General features: G+C 39.7%; 14 protein-coding genes. 13 read left to right on the top strand and 1 reads right to left on the bottom strand.

Annotated elements, in window-relative coordinates; genetic code table 11:
* Nucleotides 1-217 precede the first annotated feature (217 nt).
* The 6 genes from LC455_RS15825 (at nucleotide 218) to LC455_RS15800 (ending at nucleotide 6,157) form a co-directional block, all read left to right on the top strand.
* Nucleotides 218-1,705, top strand: a complete 1,488-nt coding sequence (locus LC455_RS15825; RefSeq protein WP_223592186.1) for a DEAD/DEAH box helicase — start codon at nucleotides 218-220, stop codon at nucleotides 1,703-1,705.
* A gap of 20 nt (nucleotides 1,706-1,725) precedes the next feature.
* Nucleotides 1,726-2,442 carry a ComF family protein gene (locus LC455_RS15820; protein ID WP_223592185.1) on the top strand — a complete coding sequence of 239 codons (717 nt, stop codon included), beginning with the start codon at nucleotides 1,726-1,728 and terminating at the stop codon, nucleotides 2,440-2,442.
* Between the two features lie 351 nt (nucleotides 2,443-2,793).
* Nucleotides 2,794-3,342, top strand: coding sequence for a ribosome hibernation-promoting factor, HPF/YfiA family (hpf, locus tag LC455_RS15815; protein WP_223592184.1), 549 nt, complete (start codon nucleotides 2,794-2,796; stop codon nucleotides 3,340-3,342).
* 190 nt (nucleotides 3,343-3,532) lie between these two features.
* Nucleotides 3,533-4,375 (top strand): DUF1028 domain-containing protein, encoded by an 843-nt coding sequence (locus tag LC455_RS15810; RefSeq protein WP_223592183.1) that lies wholly within the window; start codon nucleotides 3,533-3,535, stop codon nucleotides 4,373-4,375.
* Between the two features lie 163 nt (nucleotides 4,376-4,538).
* Nucleotides 4,539-5,564, top strand: a complete 1,026-nt coding sequence (locus LC455_RS15805) for a DUF5667 domain-containing protein (RefSeq protein WP_223592182.1) — start codon at nucleotides 4,539-4,541, stop codon at nucleotides 5,562-5,564.
* A gap of 188 nt (nucleotides 5,565-5,752) precedes the next feature.
* The gene (locus LC455_RS15800) at nucleotides 5,753-6,157 is read left to right on the top strand and encodes a cbb3-type cytochrome c oxidase subunit I (RefSeq protein ID WP_223592180.1); all 405 of its coding nucleotides are present in this window, start codon (nucleotides 5,753-5,755) and stop codon (nucleotides 6,155-6,157) included.
* Between the two features lie 207 nt (nucleotides 6,158-6,364).
* Here the strand turns inward: LC455_RS15800 and secA are convergent, their stop codons facing one another.
* The gene (gene secA, locus LC455_RS15795) at nucleotides 6,365-8,878 is read right to left on the bottom strand and encodes a preprotein translocase subunit SecA (RefSeq protein WP_223592178.1); all 2,514 of its coding nucleotides are present in this window, start codon (nucleotides 8,876-8,878) and stop codon (nucleotides 6,365-6,367) included.
* A 492-nt stretch (nucleotides 8,879-9,370) separates the two neighbouring features.
* Between secA and LC455_RS15790 the strand changes: the two genes are divergently transcribed.
* The 7 genes from LC455_RS15790 (at nucleotide 9,371) to LC455_RS15760 (ending at nucleotide 18,521) form a co-directional block, all read left to right on the top strand.
* Nucleotides 9,371-10,780 (top strand): cytochrome c3 family protein, encoded by a 1,410-nt coding sequence (locus LC455_RS15790; RefSeq protein WP_223592176.1) that lies wholly within the window; start codon nucleotides 9,371-9,373, stop codon nucleotides 10,778-10,780.
* 29 nt (nucleotides 10,781-10,809) lie between these two features.
* The gene (locus LC455_RS15785; RefSeq protein WP_223592174.1) at nucleotides 10,810-11,970 is read left to right on the top strand and encodes a cytochrome c3 family protein; all 1,161 of its coding nucleotides are present in this window, start codon (nucleotides 10,810-10,812) and stop codon (nucleotides 11,968-11,970) included.
* A gap of 121 nt (nucleotides 11,971-12,091) precedes the next feature.
* Nucleotides 12,092-12,799 (top strand): tetratricopeptide repeat protein, encoded by a 708-nt coding sequence (locus LC455_RS15780; protein WP_223592172.1) that lies wholly within the window; start codon nucleotides 12,092-12,094, stop codon nucleotides 12,797-12,799.
* A 16-nt stretch (nucleotides 12,800-12,815) separates the two neighbouring features.
* Nucleotides 12,816-13,778: a 6-bladed beta-propeller gene (locus LC455_RS15775; RefSeq protein WP_223592170.1), complete on the top strand. Its 963-nt coding sequence runs from the start codon at nucleotides 12,816-12,818 to the stop codon at nucleotides 13,776-13,778.
* Nucleotides 13,779-13,875: 97 nt separating this feature from the next.
* Nucleotides 13,876-14,988 (top strand): cytochrome c3 family protein, encoded by a 1,113-nt coding sequence (locus tag LC455_RS15770; protein WP_223592169.1) that lies wholly within the window; start codon nucleotides 13,876-13,878, stop codon nucleotides 14,986-14,988.
* Nucleotides 14,989-15,270: 282 nt separating this feature from the next.
* Nucleotides 15,271-16,422 carry a cytochrome c3 family protein gene (locus tag LC455_RS15765; protein WP_223592168.1) on the top strand — a complete coding sequence of 384 codons (1,152 nt, stop codon included), beginning with the start codon at nucleotides 15,271-15,273 and terminating at the stop codon, nucleotides 16,420-16,422.
* Nucleotides 16,423-16,655: 233 nt separating this feature from the next.
* On the top strand, nucleotides 16,656-18,521 hold the full coding sequence (locus LC455_RS15760) for a cytochrome c3 family protein (protein WP_223592273.1): 1,866 nt from the start codon (nucleotides 16,656-16,658) through the stop codon (nucleotides 18,519-18,521).
* The last annotated feature ends 13 nt before the right edge of the window (nucleotides 18,522-18,534 follow it).

Here is an 18,534-nt window from a genome sequence, read left to right as displayed (position 1 = left end):
GAATAAATACAATAAATCCGAAACTTGGCGAAATCCCAGCCCGAGTTCGCGAAATCCCCATTCACCCCCCCAACCATAAGTTCAAAATATCGACAATTTTCTTCCGCAGGAATTTCAGAAAACTTGTAGAAATTTATCAAAAAAGACAAAGGAGTGATTAAAATCCACCGGCACAACCAGAAATCGTAATACCACTTCACCCCAAAGGAGATTCCCTATGCGTTTTACCTTAAAAAACCAGCAGTTAACTCCAGTCAAATTTCCACATGAAGAATCATTTAGAATTTCCCAAATTCCATTTATCCCACAGCCGCAGCTAAACCCAAACTTTCCTTACAACAAAGACCTGCAGCAGCACCTTACCGGAAAACAGCTTCTTCTTGACGATATCCCATTCCCCCTCAACGAAATTCACACACATTATGAGAATGGATATATTACTTACCGACCTGGGATCCAATACAACGGTAAAAAAACTTGCTGCACACGGTGCGGAAATAAGGATCCACAGTGGTTTTCAACCTACCCTTGCAAAAGATGCGGTGAAACCTGCTTCTATTGCCGGCACTGTATCATGATGGGGCGGATAAGCGAATGTACCCCGCTGCTTGGCTGGAATGGCCCGGTGCCTGACACCGCACTCCCCCAAAAAATTATGGTTTGGGAGGGGAGACTTTCAAAGGGACAACATGTCGCATCCGACCATGTGGTGAACGCCATCCAACAAAATAAAGAGCATTTAGTCTGGGCTGTTTGTGGAGCAGGAAAAACCGAAGTGCTGTTCGCGGGAATTGAAGCCGCCTTAGCCGCTCTAAAAAGAATCTGCATAGCCACACCAAGAACGGATGTAGTTCTTGAGCTCACCCCTCGATTAAAGGCAGCATTTCCTGAAATCACCATAGCCTCTCTATACGGCGGCAGCGGAGACCGACATTTATTCGCCCCGCTCACGATTGCAACCACTCACCAGCTGCTCCGTTTTTACCATGCCTTTGATGCAATCATTTTAGATGAAGTCGATGCCTTTCCCTACACGGTCGAGGAATCACTCCAGTATGCCGCCATTCAGGCGCGGAAACCAAACTCTTCCATGATCTATCTAACCGCCACACCCAACCAAAAATGGCAAAGAGAATGCCGGACTGGAAAAAGAGCTTTTACCACGATACCTGCCCGCTTTCACCGCCACCCGCTTCCTGTCCCTGAATTCATTTGGTGCGGCAACTGGCAAAAGCAGCTTCACAAAAATAAATTACCCCCGAATGTCTTCAAATGGATAAAAGACAGGACCGACTCAAACAAACAAGCCTTACTCTTCTTTCCACACATCCCGCTTATGGAAAAAGCACTTCCAATCCTACGTAGGCTTGCCCCGAATACTGAGGCTGTCCATGCAGAAGATCCCGGCAGGAAAGAAAAGGTTCAAAAAATGCGTGCTAAAGAAATTTCTCTCCTTCTCACAACGACAATCCTTGAACGCGGCGTAACGTTTCCCAATATCGACGTTGCCGTTATTGGGGCTGAGGATGATATTTTTACAGAAAGTGCCTTAGTGCAAATTGCCGGAAGAGCGGGGAGGAGCAAGGATCACCCGGAAGGAGTAGTGACCTTCTTTCATTACGGAAAAACGAATGAAATGCTGAAAGCCAAAAAACAAATTGACGGAATGAATCGTGAAGGCGTAAAAAGGGGATTAATTGATTAGTTAGATAAAGGATGAGAAGAATGAATTTATTCCTGCAAGACCGATGTTTAATATGCCACGAACTAATCCGCCCCAGCATCAGCTGGAAAGCCATGATTTCAGTAGAAAAAGAGCATTCTATTTGCACAACATGTGAAAGTAAGCTAGAAAAAATAGAAGGGGAAACATGCCAAATTTGCTGCCGCCCCTTTATTCACTTAGACGAGAAATTTCGTCATGGAAATCTATGCTATGATTGTACGCGTTGGGAAGAGGACTCGGAATGGCAAGGTTTTCTTGATAAGAATATCTCCCTTTTTCTCTATAATGACTTTTTAAAAGAAGTGCTTGCGAAATTTAAATATCGTGGAGATTATGCGTTGGTAAAAGTATTTTCAGAACTTATGAAAGATAAGTTGATAAAAATGGAACCGGACTTGTTTGTTCCGATTCCATTAAGTGATGAGCGCCTTTATGAGCGCGGGTTTAATCAAGCGGAAGCACTACTGTTAGTGTCAGGCTTTACCCCATCAGAAATCATTACCCGAATTCATACCGAAAAACAATCGAAAAAATCGCGGTCTGAGAGAATCCATCTACCCCAAGTTTTTAAGTTTTGCCATGACTTAAATTTAAAGGACAAAAGCATTGTAATTATCGATGATATCTATACAACAGGCTCAACCCTAAGGCATGCCGCAAAGCTTTTAAAAGGTGCTGGGGCTGCTGCCATTCAATCATTAACGATAGCGAGATAAGTGCCTGACACCCTTCGTGGACAAATACTAACGATTGTCCATATGGGGTGGACATTAGTTAGTGTACACCTCCAGTGGACAAAGGTGGGGAAATGTCTTTTTATAGTGCCTGACACCCAAAGCATATTTGTAGCAAATTGTCCCAATTAATATTAATATGAAAATTAAGATGAATAACTATTCATTTTAGTAAATGTTTCCTATCAATGTCAAAGGCTGTGCCAAACATTGTCACTATTTACCCATTGTTTTTGTCAATAATTCGACAAAATTTTTGTTCTGATTTAGCAGGATTATCATAGGGTAGAATAGAAATGTTATTACATAGCCTTAACTAAAGGAGGAGTCCACATGAAATATAACGTTCGTGGCGAAAACATTGAGGTTACTCCAGCAATTAGAGAGTATGTAGAAAAGAAAATTTCAAAATTGGAGCGTTATTTTACAGAAGCACCCGACGCAAAAGTAAATGTGAATCTTAGATTCAATCAGGATAAAACTTCTAAAGTAGAGGTAACCATTCCGCTGCCGCATTTAGTTTTACGTGCTGAAGAAACAAATGTTGATATGTACGCTGGAATTGATTTAATATCTGACAAGCTTGAGCGTCAAATCCGCAAGCACAAAACAAAAGTAAACCGTAAATTCCGTGAAAAAGGTGATTTTCCTATTACCTTTGCAACTTCAGAAAATACCGAAGTACATGATTTAGATGAGGAAGATTTAGAGTTAGTGCGTACAAAGCGCTTCGACCTTAAACCAATGGATAGCGAAGAAGCGATCCTGCAGATGAACATGCTGGGTCACAGCTTTTACGTTTTCACGAACTCAGATACTAACCGTACTAATGTAGTATACAAGCGTAAAGATGGCCGCTATGGCTTAATTGAAGCCCATTAATATGAACAAGAACGTCGCACCGGATGGCCGGAGCGGCGTTTTTTAAATAAAGTGCTCCTCATACATAATTGAGATAGGTATACTAAATTCTGAATCTTCTATATAATAAAAATGAAATTAATAGAAGCATCCTTAATTATTTAATGTTAATAATGAACAATAAAAAATACATAGTTTGTGAGGGAATAACATGACATTTTCAATCGTAGGTTATGATCCAATTGAAAAAGAATGGGGTATAGCTGTACAATCCAAATTTTTAGGTGTTGGAGCTGTTGTTCCGTGGGCCAGGGCAGGCGCTGGAGCAGTCGCAACGCAATCATATGCGAATACCTCTTATGGCCCAAAGGCCCTGGAATTGATGGAACAGGGGAAATCAGCCGAAGAAGCTCTTCAAACGCTTCTGGCAGAAGACACTGAAAGAGAGATGCGCCAGGTCGGTCTTATTGATGCAAAAGGGAACGCAGCAACCTTTACTGGAAAAGAGTGTTATCATTGGGCAGGCGGGATGACAGGCCCCCATTTTGCTGCACAAGGAAACATTTTAGTTGATGGAAATACGATTGAAGCGATGGCGCATGTTTTTACTGTGACGAAGGGTACCCTTGGTGAAAGACTTCTTGCCGCACTTGATGCCGGACAGGAAGCAGGAGGTGACAGCAGAGGAAAACAATCTGCGGCACTATATGTTGTAAAAGAAAATGGCGGATACGGTGGTTTTAATGATCGCTATATCGAATTACGGGTGGATGACCATCAAGATCCAATTAAAGAATTAATTCGAATTTATCACCTCCAGCAATTATACTTTGCTCCTTCCAAACCGGAGCAAGTTGTCGCAATTGAGGGAGAGGTTAAACGAGAATTGACAGCTTGCCTTACCAATTTCGGCTATCTCACCAATTGTCAAGATAATGAGGATGACATTTTAAAAGCTCTTACTGCCTATATTCATACTGAAAACTTTGAAATGAGAGAACAACCGGCAGGATTTATTGATTTAGAAGTTCTTCAATATATGAAAAAAGAATGATAAAAAGTTGACCTCTAAAAATTAGGAGGGCTATTTTCCTATAGGGAAAATTTATGATTTAAAGTACTGTCAAAAAAAGCTAAACTTTTTTACTAGTACCGCCGTAAATTCAAATTGATAAACGTAATCTTTAGTAGACTTTTATTAGGGGGACAAATGTCATATGAAAAACAGAAAAATTAGTAGTTTAGTAACAAGTGGTATGCTTGCTTCAACTTTATTTTTTTCATTTGGTGCAGGCAGTGCATTCGCAAATGGCGATGGCACGGAAGCCACACCGGATTCAACGGTGACAACCGATCAAGTTCAAAATGGAACAGACCAAACAGATGTTGAAGCAACAGAACAAGAAAAAGTGGAAACGCCTTCATTAGTTCCTGGTGAATTCTTCTATTTTGTTAAAACCATGACTGAAAAAATCCAGCTTGCTTTCACTTTTGATGATTATAAACAAGCTCAACTTTTAGCGGATTTTGCGTCTGAACGTATTGCAGAGGCCAATGCATTATTTGCAGAAGGCAAAACGGAAGAGGCGGCAGCGCTTTTAAAAGAAGCCATTGCCACACAAGAGGAAGCTAGTCAAACATTACCGGCGACTGAAATAGATTCTACAGATGACTCTCAAAGTGCTGATGAGGGAAAAGTAGAAACAAAGCTTGCCCATAATATCGATGCTTTATGTGCAGCATTGGCACACGTTAAGAACCCTACTGCACAGCAAGCGATTATGAAAAACGTGCAAAAGTCATTTGCTAAACTAGCAAAAAAGGCAGCTAAACTGGAAGAAAAAGATGCCAAATTTGCTGAAAAAATGGGCGAAATTGAAGACAAGGTTGCTACTGGAGAGGTTTCAGGTGATGAAGCTGTAAAGGCAAAGCATAAGCTTCAAAAAGAGCATAAGCAGGAAGAAGAAGCAACAGAAGTAGAGAAAACCGAACAAGAAACAACGAATGTCGCTGAAGACCAATCTAAAGAACAGCAAGTAAAAGCGGCTGCTAACAAGGCTGAAGCAGCAAATAAAGCGGTAGAAAAGCAACAAGCAGCAGTGAAAAAAGTAGAAGTTAAACAACAAGAGGCAGCAAGTAAGGTCCAAGTAAAGCAGCAAGAAGCAGCTAAAAAATCTGAAGAAAACAAGCAAAATAATGATGATAACCAGCATGGACAAGGTAACGGAAAAGGTAATCATTAATTTTATAATCATACCAAAGGGTGCAGCCGAAAAATGGTGCACTCTTTCTTTTTTGGGGCTATGAAAAATATACCGGGTAGTTTGCACTGCTTTGATAGGAGAAACTATTGAAAATATGGAAAAAATCCATTAAATTGTAAAAGTACATAATTTTTTTGAGAATTTAGGACTATGGAGGTAAGAATAAAGTGGGGCAAAAGTATTTAAAGGTAGCAAGCGTTTATTTAACAATTGGGGTTTTGGCTGGAATCATAATGGGGATTATTCATGACTTCCGACTAACATCTGTGCACGCCCATATCAATCTATTAGGCTGGGTATCCATGGCGCTGTTTGGACTAATCTATCATTTTTATCCACAGGCGGCAAATTCGAAGCTTGCAAAAACACAGTTCTGGTTTCATAACATTGGCGTTCCGGTTATGTTGGGAGGAATTGCGGTGCAAGTCATTACCGGAAGCAATGCGGCACTTCCAGTTGCAATTATCGGATCCCTCGTTGTTGTAGTTGGCGTTATTTTATTCACAATTAACTTGTTCAAACATATTGGCAAGGATTCAAACTATGATTCGAATAATAAGTTTTCCGCCTAAGGAGGACAAATTGCGACCATCAAATAAGATGGTCGTTTATTTTAGAAAGTTATCCCCATGTGGATATCTGTAAATCCAGGATGAATATCCACAAAATTCAGAGAGTTATCTACAATTACACATCACTTATCTACAAATCCACAAAAACCATCCACAAAATAGGAAAAGAGCCGGCGATTTCTATGCCAGCTCTATTAATACGATAATTTATTTCGCTGCTCCACAACAGTTCTTATATTTCTTGCCGCTGCCACAAATACATGGATCATTGCGGCCGACATCTAATTGATTTACTTTCGGCTTCTTCTTAACAGCTTCTCCGTCTTCCTTTGGATTCACGGCTTGGCCTTTCGCTACCTCTTGGCGCTCCAAATTATTGCGGATTTCAGCCTTCATGATATACATGGCTGCTTCTTCCTCGATTGATTGAATCATCGCTTCAAACATCGCGAAGCCTTCATGCTGGTATTCACGAAGCGGGTCGATTTGGCCATATGCACGTAAATGGATTCCTTGGCGAAGCTGGTCCATCGCGTCGATATGGTCAATCCATTTGGAATCAACCGCGCGAAGAGTAACCACTTTTTCAAACTCGCGCATTTGCTCTGGGAAAAGAATTTGTTCTTTTTCCTCGTAGCGCTCCTTCACTTTTGCATAAATGGCATCGACCATTTCTTCTGGATCCTTGCCTTTTAAATCCTCTAACGTGATATCACCTTCCTGAAGCAGGTTGGCATGTACGTAATCCACAATTCCCTGGAGGTTCCATTCTTCTTCATCCTCATGTTGGGACGCGTGGGCATCGACTGAACGTTGAATGGTGCTTAAGATCATTTTTTGAACAATTTCCTGAAGGTTTTCTGATTCCAACACTTCGTCACGCTGAGTGTAAATAATTTCACGCTGCTGACGAAGAACATCGTCATATTGCAGAAGCTGTTTACGTGCATCAAAGTTGTTGCCTTCAACGCGTTTTTGCGCGGATTCAACAGCCCTGGATACCATTTTACTCTGAATCGGCTGGGTATCATCCATCCCAAGGCGCTGCATCATGGTCTTCATATTATCTGAACCAAAGCGGCGCATCAATTCATCTTCCATTGATAAATAGAACTGGGTTACCCCCGGGTCCCCTTGACGTCCAGAACGTCCGCGAAGCTGATTATCGATACGGCGGCTCTCATGGCGCTCTGTTCCGATTACAGCCAGACCCCCTAATTCAATTACTCCCTCGCCAAGCTTAATATCGGTACCACGTCCTGCCATGTTAGTCGCAATCGTAACTGCGCCTTTGTGACCAGCTTCTGCGATAATTTCCGCCTCACGTTCATGGTTTTTCGCATTCAAGACATTATGATGAATCCGTTTTTTGAATAAATAAGTGGAAATAAGCTCAGACGTTTCAATCGCTACCGTACCAACTAGAACAGGCTGTCCCTTTTCGTGGCGTTCGGCAATATCCTCGACAACAGCTCTAAACTTGCCGTCCATCGATGCATAAATTAAATCCGGCCGGTCATCACGGGCAATTGGTTTATTGGTTGGAATCACGATAACGTTCATATTATAAATGTTACGGAATTCTTCTTCTTCCGTTTTAGCCGTACCTGTCATACCAGCCAATTTTTCATACATACGGAAGTAGTTCTGGAACGTAATAGTTGCCATTGTCATGCTTTCATTTTGGACTTCAAGGCCTTCTTTTGCCTCAATTGCCTGGTGTAAGCCTTCGCTGTAACGGCGGCCCTTCATTAAACGGCCGGTGAACTGGTCAACGATGACAATTTCGCCTTCTTGCACAACGTAATCAACATCGAGGTGCATACTGACATTTGCTTTTAACGCCTGGTTAATATGATGGTTTAAGGTAACATGCGACATATCAAAAAGGTTTTCAATGCCGAAAGCTTTTTCCGCTTTGCTGATTCCTTCTTCAGTCAGCATAACGCCCTTCGTTTTTTCATCATAGGTATAATCCTGGTCTTTCGTTAACATCCGGACAAAAGCATTGGCTTGAATATATAGCGCAGCGGATTTTTGTGCCGAGCCCGAAATAATTAATGGTGTCCGCGCTTCGTCGATTAAAATGGAGTCAACCTCGTCAATGACCGCATAAAAAAGCGGGCGCTGCACTTTTTGCTCTTTATAAAGAACCATGTTGTCACGAAGGTAGTCAAATCCGAATTCGTTGTTTGTACCGTAGGTGATATCACAGGCATAAGCAGCTTGTTTTTCATCTTTATCCATGCTGTTTAAGTTAAGTCCGACTGTTAATCCTAAAAATTGGTAAAGCTGACCCATTTCGTTCGCGTCACGGCTAGCTAAGTATTCGTTGACTGTAACAACGTGCACGCCTTTTCCGGAAAGTGCATTTAAATAAACCGGCATCGTCGCTGTTAACGTTTTACCTTCCCCGGTCTTCATCTCCGAAATATTCCCTTCGTGGAGAGAAATACCCCCCATCAGCTGAACATGGTAAGGATACAGGCCAAGCACACGGCGCGCACCTTCACGAACGACCGCAAAGGCTTCCACAAGAAGGTCATCAAGGGTTTCGCCGTTTTGATAGCGGGCTTTAAATGCCTCCGTTTTTTCACGAAGCTGATCGTCTGTCAGTTTTTCAGTTTCTGCCGCTAATGCGTCAATTTGTATAGCAAGCTTTTCCAGACGCTTCAGCTCACGCTTATTAAGATCAAATACTTTATTTAAAATCCCCATCATGTGATGAACGCTCCTTTTTATCGAGACTACAAGAACATTTTTTAAAAAAAATCATATCAAACTTTTTCGATAATTTCCCTTTTCATCTTACCATTTCCTCTATGCAGTGACAACAATGTTAGTGTAGAAGCAAATATTGTCAGCCTCCTATTAAGACCAATTCTTCATAAAAGATAAGTTCGTTTTTTCGTCAAATATGACAAATTGATGGATTTTTATGGAAAATGCAATGTAAGCAAGATTAAAAACGCAATAACCAACCAAATGTTTGCATAAAAAGAACAAATTATGAATTTTTATACACCAATACACTGCCGCTATGGTGCTAACTAATCCTTTGAAAACAACATATTAATAGTGTTTTTAGAGATAATGGACAATCTGATTGGAATGAAAAATTATTCACAAATTGTACATTGGAATAACCTTTCGCAATGTTAGATACTACCTTTAGAGAGGTTGAATGGAAAATAAATAGATAATGACTCCAATATGGGAAGGGTGAGGAAAGTGGCCTTTTGGGGGAAAAAAAATAAAGAAAATAATCCCGATACTAGAGAAGAAAGAAAAAAAGCTGGCCCTATTTGTAGACTTTGGCAAAAGTTCCGAAATATAGATTGGAAGAATCCAGTTAACAGATGGAAATTATTATTCGTCTCATTAATTGGTTGCATTGTTATTTTTGGAGGAGGATATGGAGTCCTGTCCTTCACAAATTCACCTTCATTCTGTTCCAGTTGTCATGAAATGGAACCAGAGTATTCCACATTCACAGCCAGCGCGCATAACCAGATTTCCTGTGTACAGTGTCATATCAAGCCAGGCTTCACGAACATGATCACACACAAAATGAAATCTATGAAGGAAGTGTACTACCACGTTACAGGCGTACCAAAACAAATTGTGCAAACTGAGGAAGAGGCTGTTTCGAACGAAAACTGTTTACAATGTCACTCGAAGAACCGGTTGGTTACAGCGTCAGGGGATTTAAAGGTAAATCACAAACAACATATTGAAAAAGATATCCCATGTGTCACCTGTCATGCTGGTGTCGTTCATGCCAAAATTGCCGGACGCGGTATTAACGTTGAAGAAGCACGCGGCGAATGGACAAAAGAAAATGCTGAAAAATTAATTGAGAAAAAATACTTAAGACCAAACATGGGAACTTGTATTGATTGCCATGACAAGGTAAATAACGGTGAAGAACCTTGGAAGGATGTTGCTTACATTGTTCCTCCAAAACCAGAAGAACTAGAAAAAAAGCTTGAAGAGAACAAACAAGAAGCTGTAAAAGACATCTCTGCTGAAGCAACAACTGAAGCAACAACTGAAGGGGAAAAGACCGAAGCCGCCTCTTTAGAGCATGAGCAAAAAACACAAGATATCATTTTGCAGGCAATTGGAAAGCAAAAGAAAAATGTGAAAATTTCAATGGAATGTAAGACTTGTCATAAACAAACAGTGATTCCTAAGACACATAAAAAAGTAGATTGGAACCAAAACCACGGACAAACTGCTGTCCAACAGCTTGATAAATGTATGAACTGTCACCAAGATTCCAAATGGGTACGGGAAATTCCAAAAGAGGATATCATTTCGCTTCTTAAAATGGGAAATCAAAAGATTAAGTACACACCGAATTTGACTCTTGCAAAAGATCAAGCTCGAACCAACAAATTCTGTGCAGCCTGTCATGCCGATCGTCCGGATGGACATGGCGAGAGTAATCAATGGTTGACGGGTCACGCTTCTAAAGCCAAAACAAGTGATCAGAAAGCAGAATGTTTCGTCTGTCATGACCAAGATAAACCAAAAGCGGACTCTACCGCGGCGAAAGCACCAACAGATGTTTATTGCAAATATTGTCATAGAACCGGTTTTAAAGATGATAAGAATTAAGGTGAAAATGTTTAAAAGGAGGGAAAATAGTGGAAGAAGAACACATGAATCAGACCTCCCCTCCACGGGCTCGCTACAAATTATATAAATATTTAACAGTAGCACTGTTAGTTATCGTCGTCTTTTTCGCATTGGGATTAATAGGAGTTGAATCTACTTCGAGTTCAAAATTCTGCTCCTCGTGCCATGAGATGAAGCCGGAGTATTACACGTGGAAGGCGTCCACACATAGCGAAGTAGATTGCGTTAAATGTCATATAGGCTCAGGTACAAAAGAATATGCTCAATCGAAAGCCAATGGCCTTCTCCAGGTATACAAGAAAGCGACACAAACATACACCGCGCCAATTCGAATGCCTAAGGAAATACCTGATAGTGCCTGTGAGAGCTGTCATGATGTATCCAAACGCGATGTCACAGCATCTGGGGATATAATCATCCCCCATGATAAACACAAAAACAAAGATATTGAATGTATCCAATGCCATAACGGTGTTGCTCATGGTAAAATTGCCGATCGGAAAATGACGTTCCAAACCGACTATGATAAATGGGATTCTAAAACCGGTGTTTCTGCGATGGCGGATTTCAAATTCATCCGTCCAGATATGGACACCTGTGTGGAATGCCATAAGGCTCGTAAAGTAACCACTGAATGCTCAGCCTGTCACAAAACGGGCATGCTCCCTAAAAGCCATGAAAAAGCTGATTTTAAAACAAAAACGCATGGGAAGCTGGCGGCAGAAAATTTAAAGAAATGCCAACAGTGCCATAATGATATGTCGAAGGAGCCTTTAAAAGGGTATGATGATCCATCTGTAATTGATAGTTTCCTTAATAAGGATAATACTCTCGCAAAACAAAAGAACCAATACGACTATGCAAAAGAGAATACATTTTGCAAGGACTGCCACAGCAAGCGTCCGGCTAGCCATGATAGCAGCTTTTTCAGCAGTCATGGATCGATTGCAAGCAAAAATCAAAAATCTTGTGTCGCATGCCATGATGTGAAAAAGTCTAGTACCGTAACTGGAAATCAAGTGAATTGCTCAAGCTGTCATCCGAGCAAACATAGTCAAAAGAATTTCAAAGAAAACCATCCTATTCCGTTAGAGGGAGTTAAGAGACCTTCAGCAAAATGCTATACGTGCCATTCTAAACCAAAGTGTACAGAATGCCATAAGCAATAGAGCAGTTTTAAACCCGTAAAAACAGTTGGTACCTGTGATTTGGAGCGATATAGGTTCTGATATTACCAACAAGTCGATCAGGGGTAATCAGAAAATACTAGTGAAATTTGAGGTGGATATTATGGAAGCTAGAGAGCTGCCAATCATTCCAGAAAAAGAAATAAACGAAAGAACAAAGTTGAAGGAAAAAAGTAAGTATTTTACTAAATTACAAGCTTTTATGCTTTTATTTGCTGCTTTAATCGTTAGTGTAGGCGGAGCCTTTTTTGTAAGCGAAAAATATTTATGGTCCAATTCAGACCAAAGCCGGCTTGATAAACAAATCGATTATTATCAAGCATTAGTGGATGATAAGCCAAATAATGCTGAAAATCGGGTAAATTTAGGCTACTCCTATTTTATAAAAGGTGATAACGACAATGCCATTAAACAATTGAAGGTGGCAACCGACCTGGATAGCAAATACTTTGGTGCCTATTTTAACTTAGGTCTTGTTTATATTAAGGAAGAAAGATACAACGATGCTTTAAAGCAGGCTCAAAAAGCGGTAGAGTTAGGACCACGTAATTTTAAAGCACATCTGTTATCTGGAATGGTTTATCGCAATTTGAAAATGTATGACGAAGCGAATAAATCTCTCAAAGAAGCCCTAAAGTTAATGCCGACTAATACAGATATCATCACGGAAATTGGACGAGTGGCAGAGGATCAAGGCAAAAGGAAGGAAGCTGAGAAGTTTTTCAAAGAGGCTTTAACCTATGATCCGCTCTATAAACCTGCCTCTGAAGGCCTGGAAAGAATCGCTGCAAAAGGAAAAGACAACAAATAGAAGGAGCTGACCACACTTGAAAAAGAGAACTGTTTATATATTGATGAGTAGTATTGTCGCACTTTCCGTTGCCTTTTTTGCAGCAATCTATTTCTTTAATTTAGAATCGACGATCAAACCGATTGTTGCAAAAGTAGATCCGAGCGGACCGCCGATTTTTACGAATGCCTTATACGGGGAGTTTAATGCACCCCTAAATAAACCAATGGATGTAACAAAAATTGGGGAATTTGTTTATGTAAGTGATACAAATAACAAACAAGTTCAAGTGTTTGACCAGTCAGGTACTTCGGTCTTTAAGTTCGGGAAAGAAGGTACAAAAGAAGGCGAATTTAAATTCCCATATGGAATAGCTGGAGATAAAGATGGCAATGTTTACGTAGCAGATTTATACAATGCCAATATTTCTATTTTCGATTCAAAAGGTAAGTTTCTTAAATACTTTAATGATAAAGAAAAACTTCTAAAATCACCTGGCGGGCTGCGGATTATTGATAAAAAGCTCTATGTTACTGATATTAAAGCAAATAAATTGTTTGTTTTTAATTTAAGCGGAGAGAAACTACTGGAAATCGGCGGCGCCGGTATGGAAGAAGGTAAATTCATCGCACCGAATGCGGTAGCGGTCGATAATGATGACCATATATACGTTACAGATTCAGGAAATAATAGAGTCCAAGTTTTTGATAAATCTGGCAAATTCATCAAAATTATCAATGGATCTAAAGACGGAAAAGGTGATCCTACCTTTCTAAATCCAAGAGGGGTTGCCGTCGATTCTAAGGGAAATGTTTTTGTAGTAAACAATCTCGCCCATAATATTTATGCTTTTGATAAGGATGGAAAGGAATTATATGAATTAGGTGGAATGGGAACTGAAAATGATAAACTCTATCTTCCAAATGGACTGTTTATTGACGATCGAGACACCTTGTTTGTGACAGATACTATCAATCAACGAGTATCCGTTTTCTATTAACCATTCCCCTTCCCGGTAAAGGAGGTGAGCCGGAAAAAGTAAATTTTCTTGTATTTTACCATTAAATAAATAGAGAGAGATTTGGGAGGTTTTAGAAATGAGTAAGTTAAGAATTGGGTTATCAACTGTCTTTATGCTTATGTTATTGAGCATATTCAGTGCAGTTGCCTTTGCGGAAGATGGCGTACCGCCTACTTCTACAAACCCTGCACCTGGAATTCATGTTGGTGATGTTGATAACTTTGGTAATCAAAGTACTCACAGAACACATGGTAATTTCCAAAACAACACGAACTCGTGTGCAAACTGTCACAGTACGCACAACGGTGAAGACGAAATGTTGCTAATGAAAGATGGAGAATATGAGCTTTGTATGTCCTGCCATGATGGAACAATGGGTTTTTATGATGTTACAAAAGGCAGCGGTGCAGGAACCTTTGATGATTCCCATTTAAGTTCATCAATGCACAATGTTGATTCAGACTTATTAGTGAAACAAGCACCTGGTGCAGTAAAGAATACATCAACAGATATTTTAGAATGCTCTAGCTGTCATAATCCACATGGTTCAGCTAATGACAGATTATTGAAAGAAACAGTGATTGGAACTACACCTTTCGCTTACAATCCTTCCACATTAGTGTCGGTTCCAGTGGGCACTAAAACGATTAATCTTGCCTTGACAGAGGATCCTGACTATACGGCTATCAACACACTTACAGGTGGCGGATTAAAAATCACAAAATCAATCGGTCCAAAAGATTCGCTTGATAAACAATACTATTCTCAATTCTGTTCTGCCTGTCACGATGACTACTATGGAAAGAGATCATCAGGCAGACCTAGCAATGCAACGAAAACAGATACACATGATTATCTATTCTCTCATACTACAAACTCTACATCACAAGGAAGAAACTGTGCTGCCTGTCACTATGCACACGGTACAGATGTAACAACTTTAACAGATGCATTAGGACAAAAAGTTGCTGACCTTACTAAGCCGGTTGCTGATGGCGGAAAATATGGCTGGACAGAAGAAAAAGCTGAAGCATACATGAAAGATGTAAGCGTTAAAGGCTCTTCATTAAAGAAATACACGAACATGGCAATCTGTTTTGCTTGTCACGCAACAAGTATTACAACTCAGATTGATCCGCAATACATCGGTCCAGACGGCCGTTTCATCGGAAGAGGACTAATCAGATAATAATTTAGCAATTTATTGGCAGGAAAGTTGATTTCAGAACAAGGTAGCAATTTTAGTATTGTTACCTTGTTTTAAATGATTTTTTTAGCTAAAAGGAAAATTGATAAACTCGAATAAGGACAGAAAACTACCAGGAATACCTCCCGCACGGTTAGTTTTTTGATATGGATATAGGATATTTACCTTAAGGGGGTGGTGAAGAAAAGTAAGTCTATAAGTCAGGTATGCCAAACAAAAAAGAGAGAAAAACAAACAGAGAGAGATTTTAGGGAGGTTTTTAGAGTGAGTAAGTTAAAAATCAGTGTGTCTGCAATATTCATGCTTATTTTACTAAGCATGTTCGGCGCTCTTGCTTCTGCAGAAGAAGTGAAACTACCATCTAATGTTGGAACTGTAGATAACTTTGGAGACAACAATACGCACAGAACACATGGTAACTTCCAAAACAACACAAACTCTTGTGCAAACTGTCACAGTACGCACAATGGGGAAGACGAATACCTGTTAATGAAGAGCGGCGAATATGAGCTCTGTATGTCCTGCCATGATGGGACAATGGGCTTCTATAACGTTAAAGTAGCAAGTGAAGCTGGTGTTATGGGTTCTCATGAAGAAAGTGCTTCTATGCACAATGTAGATTCAGATTTATCAGTCAATTCAGCACCTGGTGCATTAAACAATAAATCTACAGCTGTATTTGAATGCTCAAGCTGTCATAATCCACACGGATCAGCTAATGACCGTTTATTAAATGAAACCGTTGCCGGTAAGCAATACGGTAACAACTATAATGTCACTATCGTTGGATACGCTGAAACAATTACGAAATTGAATCAGGTTCCAATCGGTACAAAAGCTATTAAGCTTAACTTAGTAGAAGATCCTGCATACGCTGCTATTAATAGCGCTACAGGTCTATCAGGCTTAAAAATTTACAAATCAAATGGTATCTATAATAAACCTGCTGATGGATTAACACAAGCACAGGTTTATGATTCCAAATTGAATTACTCTGAATTCTGTGCAAGCTGCCATGACGATTATTTAAAAAATAGAGAAAATGGCCCTAGAGCTGACGGAGTACACTATACACATACTACAAACAGTACTAAGCAAGGCAGAAGCTGTGTGGCATGTCACTATGCACATGGTACAGATATTACAACATTAAGAGATACAGCTGGTAACACAATTGCTGATTTACAAACTAAAAAAGGGTGGACTGAAGCACAAGCTAAAGCTTATATGAAAGATGTAAGTAAAAAAGGTTCTTCCTTAAAGAGATTCACAAATATGGCTGTATGTTGGGCTTGTCACCAATCTACACACCAAATCGCCAATACTCCGGGAACAACAAATTATCCTAATACTACAGATGCTAGCAAGTACTTTGTTCCTGGTGGAGATTACTCAGGTAAGAACTTAATAAAATAAAAAAATGCTAACAAATAGCCTCACTATTTGTTAGCCCTGATAAATATCATAGTAAAAAACAAGGTGACAATATCACTATTGTTGCCTTGTTTTTATTATTTCATCTGGACTAGAAACTGTCAAAAATATTTAACTTAACCATGAAAATTAATGTTTAATCAGTTGATATAATTAATTAAAAAGCCTTTACTTCTTGAAAAGGCAATGAGAAAAGGATGAATACCGTGAAAAGGATGAACTTCAAACGAAAAATAATTTCATGCATTGTCATATGGGGCGTAATTATTGGTTCCCTCCTTTCCTATTCTCCTGATACCCATGTTCTATCGGCTGGGGGTGTACCTGAAATAAGTATCATCGCCCCTGTAGAGGATTCGGTGTTTGATGCTCCATCAGTCGAATTAACCGGCACCATTACAGATGATGATACTCCGCCTGAAAGCCTTCTTGTAAAAGTATTTGATCAGCAAAGCGCTACCCAGCAGCCAAGAGAGATTACAAATGAAGGAACGCTGACGATTAAACCAAACGCTCCTTCTGCTGATTTTACTTATGTAAAGACTGATTTTAGTGTGGGAAATCATACGGTATCCATTATAATCACAGATAAGGATGGCATTAGCAGTTCGCCTATTGAACGGACTTTTACTGTAAATCAGTCTGGATCCGAGGAGACAACAGGCACTGAAATAGGAGCTGAAAATCAGGCTGCCGATACAGGACAAACTTCAACAACTACAGAATCAAGTACTGGCCAGCTATCTAACGTAACCAGTGTCCTAGCTGAAGACACCATAGGAAAAAGACCTTACCTGGCAAAAATGTATCTGATTCCTAAAGATGCTTCAGAGGAATATATACCAGATGGAGACGTTCCCAGCACCTATTTACCAGTAGAGGATATGACTCGTGTTCCTTTGGATTATAAGATATTAATAGATATCAGAAGCACCGATCCATTAATCGATATTAAAACTCAGCCATTGTTAACTTCTTTTGGTGATATTACAGGAGTTGAAAGGTTGGTAAAAACGACCGCATTATCGAATGATCTTAAATCCTATGTATATTCATTTACACCAGTTAAGAATTTTTTTCCAAGAACTACTTATAATGTTTATTTAAATCCGAAATTCACTACAGTATCACAAATTCCTATTATTCCTAGATTCCTAAAATTCACTACTGCCGGTAAATATGAAGAATATCAATTTCCTGCTGACAATGGAGACAATTTGAATAATTACAGGGATAACGACTATGTTCATGGACCGTTTTCGGTTGTTACCAATGCATGTTCATATTGCCATAGTACACATAATGGTACTAATGAATTTCTCATAAATGGTAAAAATGGTACAAATGAAAATGATATGTGTATGTCGTGTCACGATGGTACTGGTTCACCAAAGATTGAGGATAATAGTCAGCAAAGTAAACATTTTGAGAGTACAAGTGTTTCATGTTCCAGCTGTCATGACCCTCATAACCCGGGGACAAAAGAAAATCCAAATAGCATTCACCGAATGGCGAGTGGGAATGGTTCTTTATATAGCTACAAAAAAGCAGGAACAGCTGCAGGGGTGTCAATGGACTTCTCATTATGTTTTACTTGTCACAATGGAAGCAAAGCAAAAAATATTGAAAAGTATTATACAGACGGGACCTTTAAAAGCCAATCCGGGCATAATATTCAAGCAACAATTGACAGCGGCAGTTCGTTAAATGGCCAGCTTCCATGTGCCGATTGCCATGAAACACACGGAGCAACTAATCTGAACATGCTCAGATCAGAGCTTGGAAACGAAAAGCTGCAAGGTGAAAAACCTAAGACTGATCAGCTTGATGATAATTGGTTTAGTAAAACAGATGGTGATTGGGACATCGATTCGCAGCGCAAATTTTGCTTATCGTGCCACAATGGTCAAACCGTATTATATGGTGAAACAGGCAAAGCCATCTATAATAAAGAAACAGGAATAAGCCTGACATCTACTGTTGAACATAATAGGAATAGTACAAAAGCATGCTCAGAATGTCATAGCGATAGCAAATCATTTATTGATACTGCACATGCACCTAAAAGGATTATTCCATAAAAAAGAGCGGAAC

This window comes from Neobacillus bataviensis (assembly GCF_019969725.1).
Note: the sequence above shows the minus strand (reverse complement) of the source record. Positions and strands in the feature narration are given on the sequence as shown.

What these genes read in the sequence shown, in the direction of transcription:
- LC455_RS15770 (WP_223592169.1), top strand. Translation starts at nt 13,876, where the DNA reads ATGAGTAAGTTAAGAATTGGGTTATCAACTGTCTTTATGCTTATGTTA.
- LC455_RS15780 (WP_223592172.1), top strand. Translation starts at nt 12,092, where the DNA reads ATGGAAGCTAGAGAGCTGCCAATCATTCCAGAAAAAGAAATAAACGAA.
- LC455_RS15810 (WP_223592183.1), top strand. Translation starts at nt 3,533, where the DNA reads ATGACATTTTCAATCGTAGGTTATGATCCAATTGAAAAAGAATGGGGT.
- LC455_RS15825 (WP_223592186.1), top strand. Translation starts at nt 218, where the DNA reads ATGCGTTTTACCTTAAAAAACCAGCAGTTAACTCCAGTCAAATTTCCA.
- secA (WP_223592178.1), bottom strand. Translation starts at nt 8,878, where the DNA reads ATGATGGGGATTTTAAATAAAGTATTTGATCTTAATAAGCGTGAGCTG.
- LC455_RS15760 (WP_223592273.1), top strand. Translation starts at nt 16,656, where the DNA reads ATGAACTTCAAACGAAAAATAATTTCATGCATTGTCATATGGGGCGTA.
- hpf (WP_223592184.1), top strand. Translation starts at nt 2,794, where the DNA reads ATGAAATATAACGTTCGTGGCGAAAACATTGAGGTTACTCCAGCAATT.
- LC455_RS15790 (WP_223592176.1), top strand. Translation starts at nt 9,371, where the DNA reads ATGGGAAGGGTGAGGAAAGTGGCCTTTTGGGGGAAAAAAAATAAAGAA.
- LC455_RS15805 (WP_223592182.1), top strand. Translation starts at nt 4,539, where the DNA reads ATGAAAAACAGAAAAATTAGTAGTTTAGTAACAAGTGGTATGCTTGCT.
- LC455_RS15820 (WP_223592185.1), top strand. Translation starts at nt 1,726, where the DNA reads ATGAATTTATTCCTGCAAGACCGATGTTTAATATGCCACGAACTAATC.